The sequence below is a fragment of the Escherichia sp. WS1450 genome, assembly GCF_046487395.1.
Classification (GTDB): Bacteria; Pseudomonadota; Gammaproteobacteria; order Enterobacterales; family Enterobacteriaceae; genus Escherichia; species Escherichia coli.
Map to the genome: position 1 here is coordinate 89,478 of NZ_JBJQJO010000020.1, position 6,632 is coordinate 96,109.

Genomic DNA, 6,632 nt, shown 5'->3' on the forward strand with positions numbered 1-6,632 from the left:
AGAAACGTTAGCTTTACATTTAGCGGAGGTGATGTGAAATTAATTTACAGGAGAAATAATTTACATATCAAACAGTTAGATGCTTTTTGTCGTTTTTTAATATTTTTATGCTTGAGAAAAAATACGTAACTTATTTATGATATGGACAGTTTGGCCCCAATTGTCTTGTATTTATTTGTTTTTTGCCTTTACTATCAATAAGTTAAATTAAACCTCTTCTCTTTTTAATTTTTCGTTTATGAGATTATTTCTTTCCCATAATCCGGCAAAACGAGCAGCATTACTGGCGGTATAACGCACAGTATGGCGAATATTTCGATGCCCGAGATAATCCTGAATTAAACGGGTATCTGCACCACGCTCCGCCAGTTCATAACCGCAAGCATGCCTTAACATATGAGGATGAGTCTGCGTTACGGTTCCAGCTTCAATACCGGCATCGCGAATAATGCGATAGGCCTGCTGGCGAGAAAGCCGACTCCCGCGGCGAGAAATAAATATAGCGTCGGTCCGGTCAGCGCCTTTCCAGTTAGCACGTTCCTGGGTCCAGCGTTCCACGGCTTCACGCTCATCAAAACGTAACGGGTGAACGGTAGAAAATCCGTTCTTCAGTCGGCGAATATTTATTCGACCTTCATTAAGGTCAAGATCCTGATAATGCAGATCAAGCAGTTCACTAATACGCATCCCATGCCGATATGCCAACAGAATAAGACAATAATCTCTGGCTCCCGTTGCCCCGTAACAAACCGCCTGCATCATGGCCTGAACTTCTTTACCGGTAAGATAACGACGTTTACTCACAATAGTAGTACTCCTAACTGAGATATATTTGAATGAATACCTATAGGAAACCTCAATCGGTCAAAATTAGCCCAATAGATAAAAAGATAACCACACACGAAGTGATGTGGCTATCAGTCAATTACATTAAATATCATACAAAAATAAAATATCACTGATGTGACAACATCTATTTTCATTGATTTGATTCAATATAACAATAGATTGCAGAGGATTAACTTCCAGTTGCTTAAAAAATAAAGAAAAAAGTGTGGAAACAGGAGAATTTAAGTGATGTGTAAATTTATGAATGATTTTGTTTATTTATTTTGAAGAACATAAACCATTGTATTTTGTATGGATATGGTTAACTTAATGTTTATTATGATAATTAAGAATCACACTTACAATAACATCAATTAATAAATGGTTAATCATTTTTGATATATCGTAAGAATAATGTGTTTTTTAACACCATCCCTGGTATCCCATCCATCTCTATAAAACAGCGTGACGCTGTCTCCCTCTGGCTCTATCCCAGATGCCGTAAAAACGCCCTGCATTACTGGCGGTATACCAGACAGTATGACGAATATTGCGATGCCCAAGATAATCCTGGATAAGTCGCGTATCTATTCCCATATTCGCCAAAGCAAAACCACACGAATGGCGTAACATGTGCGGATGAATCTCCAGTGATAACCCGGCATTACCACCAGAAGTCGAGATAATATGGTAAAACTGTTGCCGAGAAAGCGGATTCCCCTTACGTGATAAAAATACCCACTCGCTCTCAGCATGCGGATACGAAGTACGGATACTCAACCAGTTTTTTAAAGCCTGAACTTCTTTGTTCAATAGCGGGTGCGTTGTTGAAAAGCCTTTTTTTAATCGATGGATATATATACACTTTGCCTTAAGATCAATATCCGAAATCCTCAATCGACAAATTTCACTCGCCCGGAAACCATGAATAAAACAAAGCAAAGTCAGACAATAATTACGTGCTGCATGAGGCCCGGTATTTGCTGCTTTAAGGAGTGACTCGATTTCACTATGGGTAAGGAAGTTCCTTTTTTTGTTATCAGCCTTATTCTTCATCGTTTTCCCTTATAATTACAGACGCGCACTAGCTGTGCTGGGTTAGCAATAATCCAACATTTTAATCCTGATTATGTTTATAAAAGCGAACGTTTGCTTAATAACTAACGTAAGTGGACCAGTTCTTCTGAGCGAACTTAAATGGAGTAGCGATAGTTACTTATAATAACTTTGCCATACAAACGCCATGCTCTTGCATGCTATGTACCTTTATATATTTATCAATCTGATACGAATCTAATAATAACCCTCATCATTAATGCAACTAATCTTATCTATATATCATGTGATATGTTCTGTAACAAGTAAAATCAACATAAAAAAATCAGCAAAATTTAATATTCGTTCAACTAGCCGTCTCACATATGACATTATTAGTCAACTCCATTTGCCACAAAATGGCTATTTCATGGAACACAGTAATTTCTTAGTGGCTATTATCATACTAATGCTTAGGTCCCTAGCGATTATTCCTGCCTGGTTCGTCAGCTTACGCCATGAGATTGTTACATTCCTTTTTATCCTGGAGATATGGGGGAACGCAGGAGACGCTTTTTCATCTACATTCGTGGGTAAATATGGCTTTGGTCACTGCGACTTAAACCTTCCTCAATCACAGCTATTCGCCGGGCGATACGGCAAACAAACTAAGTGAAACATCATCCTGAAAACACCAACATCAACAAGCCTCTCCAGATCGACTTCAGAAGCGACCAGTTACAAGCCACAAATCAGGAAACATATTTCATGGTGAGAATTATGATCAGCCTGATGGCGGGTAAACACTTGTTTTCACCACGCTCACTGAGTTAGCTTGCAAAGCTTTCTTTGTTTAGATTCTAAGTAAATTATTTATAAAACAGATAGTTAAAATAAAATCTTTAGTTTTTGAAGACCATCGCAAGTGTTCGTCTGGCTTCACATGGCATCTGCCTCTTAGAAAAAGATCGACATATTTTGTGACACGAATTGCAAATCTGGTTTTGTTGTATGGATTGCGTGATTTTTGATCTGGTATAATAGGTATAAAGGTGCACCACGATAGTCAATGAGACAGGGCATCTCGCAATCTATGGCAAACATCACTTCAGTTCTTTCTCATCGGGTGATGAAAACGCACTTCAGTCTGAAAGGAATATGAAAATGAGATCAACAGACACTCTATTTTATGACTCTGGGTAAAATGGATTGAGTAAGTGATATAGCTTACGAACATTCAAATCAATTAAACATCAGAAGAGATTTTATACTCAGGTATTTAATCTGGTTCTCTGTTTATTTAAATAATGTGGAAAGAGAATTTTCACAGGAGACCTTATACAAAAAATATAAAATAAGCTACCCGTTGCCAAAGACACTATAAGCCTGGCAAAAAATATTACACAACATAAATGCTAATTGTTTATGCGGGCTTTGTATTGCTTTCTGTATCCTACAAATGAGTGAAATTTATGAAAAAGGCTAAAATACTTTCTGGCGTATTATTACTGTGCTTTTCGTCACCATTAATTTCTCAGGCTGCGACACTGGACGTACGAGGTGGATATCGTAGCGGAAGCCATGCCTATGAGACTCGACTCAAAGTCAGTGAGGGATGGCAAAATGGATGGTGGGCAAGCATGGAAAGTAATACCTGGAATACCATTCATGATAATAAAAAGGAAAATGCCGCACTCAATGATGTTCAGGTTGAAGTTAATTACGCGATTAAACTTGATGATCAATGGACGGTGCGCCCGGGAATGTTAACGCATTTTAGCAGCAACGGCACACGCTACGGACCCTACGTAAAACTGTCCTGGGACGCGACAAAAGATCTTAATTTTGGCATTCGTTATCGTTACGACTGGAAAGCTTACCGACAACAAGACTTATCCGGTGATATGTCTCGTGATAACGTTCATCGTTGGGATGGATATGTCACTTACCATATTAATAGTGATTTCACCTTCGCATGGCAAACGACGCTATACAGCAAACAGAACGATTATCGCTATGCAAACCGCAAGAAATGGGCGACGGAAAATGCATTTGTTCTACAATACCATATGACGCCCGATATTACGCCATACATAGAATATGACTACCTTGACCGTCAGGGTGTTTACAACGGCAGAGATAATTTATCGGAAAACAGTTATCGCATTGGTGTGTCATTTAAACTGTAGTAGACAGGAGACAGTCACAATGAATAAAACAATAATGGCGCTTGCTATCATGATGGCTTCATTTGCCGCAAACGCGTCTGTATTACCGGAAACTCCTGTGCCATTTAAAAGTGGTACCGGAGCAATTGATAACGACACTGTCTACATTGGTTTAGGTAGCGCAGGTACAGCATGGTACAAGCTGGATACACAGGCCAAAGATAAAAAATGGACAGCGTTAGCTGCATTCCCTGGTGGACCGAGAGATCAAGCAACCTCTGCATTTATTGATGGCAATCTGTATGTGTTTGGCGGCATTGGCAAAAACAGCGAGGGCTTGACTCAGGTATTTAATGACGTACACAAATACAACCCCAAAACCAATAGCTGGGTTAAATTGATGTCGCACGCGCCGATGGGCATGGCGGGCCATGTGACTTTTGTACACAACGGCAAGGCTTATGTTACTGGCGGTGTTAACCAGAATATCTTCAATGGCTATTTTGAAGATCTCAACGAGGCTGGAAAAGATTCAACCGCTATAGATAAAATCAACGCCCACTATTTTGACAAAAAAGCAGAAGATTATTTCTTCAATAAGTTTCTGTTGTCTTTTGATCCCTCAACACAGCAATGGAGTTACGCTGGCGAATCTCCCTGGTACGGGACGGCTGGTGCGGCGGTTGTGAGTAAAGGTGATAAAACCTGGCTTATTAATGGCGAAGCCAAACCAGGATTGCGAACGGATGCCGTATTTGAACTTGATTTCACCGGTAATAATTTAAAATGGAATAAGCTTGCTCCCGTCGCATCACCAGATGGCGTCGCTGGCGGTTTTGCAGGCATGAGCAATGACTCACTGATATTTGCCGGAGGGGCCGGATTCAAAGGTTCACGGGAAAATTACCAAAACGGTAAGAACTATGCGCATGAAGGCCTGAAAAAATCATATAGCGCTGATATTCATCTTTGGCATAACGGAAAATGGGATAAATCTGGTGAATTATCGCGAGGTCGGGCCTACGGAGTATCATTGCCCTGGAATAATAGTTTATTAATTATTGGCGGTGAAACTGCAGGCGGCAAAGCGGTGACGGATTCAGTTTTAATTTCTGTGAAGGATAATAAAGTCACAGTACAAAACTAACGCTTCAGGGCCCCGGTAAAGGGGCCCTGCTATCAATTTGTCATTTGTATTACGCGAAAATTATATGAACGCAATAATATCGCCCGATTATTACTATGTTCTTACCGTTGCTGGTCAGTCTAATGCCATGGCGTATGGCGAAGGACTGCCATTACCGGACAGGGAAGATGCGCCTCATCCCAGAATTAAACAATTAGCGAGATTTGCGCATACGCATCCCGGAGGCCCGTCATGTCACTTTAACGACATTATTCCACTGACTCACTGCCCACACGATGTTCAGGATATGCAGGGTTATCAACATCCTCTGGCAACGAATCATCAAACACAGTACGGCACCGTTGGCCAGGCACTGCATATTGCACGGAAATTACTGCCCTCTATTCCTGATAATGCAGGGGTTCTCATCGTTCCGTGTTGCCGTGGCGGATCGGCTTTTACCGCGGGCAGCGAAGGGACATATTCAGAACGGCACGGAGCCAGCCATGATGCTTGTCGTTGGGGAACGGATACTCCGCTATACCAGGATTTAGTCAGCAGAACGCGAGCCGCACTGGCAAAAAATCCGCAGAACAAATTCCTCGGCGTATGCTGGATGCAAGGCGAATTTGACTTAATGACCAGTGACTACGCGTCACACCCTCAACACTTTAATCATATGGTTGAAGCCTTTCGTAGGGATCTAAAACAATACCATTCTCAGCTTAATAAAATTACTGACGCGCCGTGGTTTTGTGGCGATACCACCTGATACTGGAAAGAAAATTTCCCTCATGCGTATGAAGTTATTTATGGCAATTATCAAAATAATGTTTTAGCCAATATTATTTTCGTCGACTTCCAGCAACAAGGTGCAAGAGGACTGACGAACGCGCCTGATGAAGATCCAGACGATTTAAGCACGGGATATTACGGTTCAGCGTACCGGTCACCGGAGAACTGGACGACGGCACTGCGAAGCAGTCATTTCAGCGCGGCAGCCCGTCGGGGGATTATTTCTGACAGGTTTGTAGAAGCAATTTTGCAGTTTTGGCGCGAAAGGTGAGCGTTCATTAATTTGATTTATTTGCATCCATCAACGCTTTTAACTGCTCCGGCGAAAACGGTGGTTTGCGTCGGTGCAACATCGCATGGCAATTAGGGCACACAGGAAGCAAATCATTAACTGGATCCAGCTGGTAATCCTCTTTAATGGCTGAAAGCGGCACCAGGTGATGCACATGGATAAAGCCTTCTGCGATATCGCCATAGATCTTCACCAGATCAACGCCGCATACGTTGCACTGGCATCCATGATGTTCGACCACTTTATCTCGGGCCTTTTTATCGCGTTCATAGCGGTTTGTAGTGGCACAGTAAATTTGGCCACCTGATTAAAGGTGATATCCTCACCACAACACAAAACAGGTGACTTAATGAACAAGAAAACCAAACGTACTTTCACCCCTGAATTC

At 41.5% G+C, this 6,632-nt stretch carries 5 protein-coding genes and 2 pseudogenes; 3 read left to right on the plus strand and 4 right to left on the minus strand.

The genetic code is table 11. From position 1 onward, the window contains the following. Positions 1 to 207 precede the first annotated feature (207 nt). Entirely contained in the window at positions 208 to 804 is a 597-nt protein-coding gene (fimE, locus tag ACJHYR_RS20205; protein WP_000044711.1) for a type 1 fimbria switch DNA invertase FimE, read from the minus strand. Positions 805 to 1,281: 477 nt separating this feature from the next. Further along, on the minus strand, positions 1,282 to 1,884 hold the full coding sequence (gene fimB / locus ACJHYR_RS20210) for a type 1 fimbria switch DNA invertase FimB (protein WP_000790583.1): 603 nt from the start codon (positions 1,882 to 1,884) through the stop codon (positions 1,282 to 1,284). A 1,451-nt stretch (positions 1,885 to 3,335) separates the two neighbouring features. Between fimB and nanC the strand changes: the two genes are divergently transcribed. The 3 genes and pseudogenes from nanC to ACJHYR_RS20225 all read left to right on the plus strand — a co-directional run bounded on the left by nanC (position 3,336) and on the right by ACJHYR_RS20225 (position 6,223). Beyond that, a complete protein-coding gene (gene nanC / locus ACJHYR_RS20215) occupies positions 3,336 to 4,052 on the plus strand; it encodes an N-acetylneuraminic acid outer membrane channel NanC (RefSeq protein ID WP_001587747.1) in 717 nt (238 codons plus the stop codon). Between the two features lie 19 nt (positions 4,053 to 4,071). After that, positions 4,072 to 5,178, plus strand: coding sequence for an N-acetylneuraminate epimerase (gene nanM, locus ACJHYR_RS20220; protein WP_059328231.1), 1,107 nt, complete (start codon positions 4,072 to 4,074; stop codon positions 5,176 to 5,178). 64 nt (positions 5,179 to 5,242) lie between these two features. Beyond that, positions 5,243 to 6,223, plus strand: a pseudogene (locus tag ACJHYR_RS20225) (sialate O-acetylesterase). Between the two features lie 7 nt (positions 6,224 to 6,230). Here ACJHYR_RS20225 and ACJHYR_RS20230 read toward each other — a convergent pair. Both ACJHYR_RS20230 and ACJHYR_RS20235 read right to left on the minus strand, forming a co-directional pair. Next, positions 6,231 to 6,527 (minus strand): annotated as a pseudogene (locus ACJHYR_RS20230) (HNH endonuclease); the annotation flags it as partial. Continuing rightward, the coding region (locus ACJHYR_RS20235) for a hypothetical protein (RefSeq protein ID WP_252713230.1) at positions 6,434 to 6,632 on the minus strand (199 nt) is incomplete at its 5' end. The pseudogene ACJHYR_RS20230 and the gene ACJHYR_RS20235, both read right to left, overlap by 94 nt.

What these genes read in the sequence shown, in the direction of transcription:
- nanM (WP_059328231.1), top strand. Translation starts at nt 4,072, where the DNA reads ATGAATAAAACAATAATGGCGCTTGCTATCATGATGGCTTCATTTGCC.
- fimB (WP_000790583.1), bottom strand. Translation starts at nt 1,884, where the DNA reads ATGAAGAATAAGGCTGATAACAAAAAAAGGAACTTCCTTACCCATAGT.
- nanC (WP_001587747.1), top strand. Translation starts at nt 3,336, where the DNA reads ATGAAAAAGGCTAAAATACTTTCTGGCGTATTATTACTGTGCTTTTCG.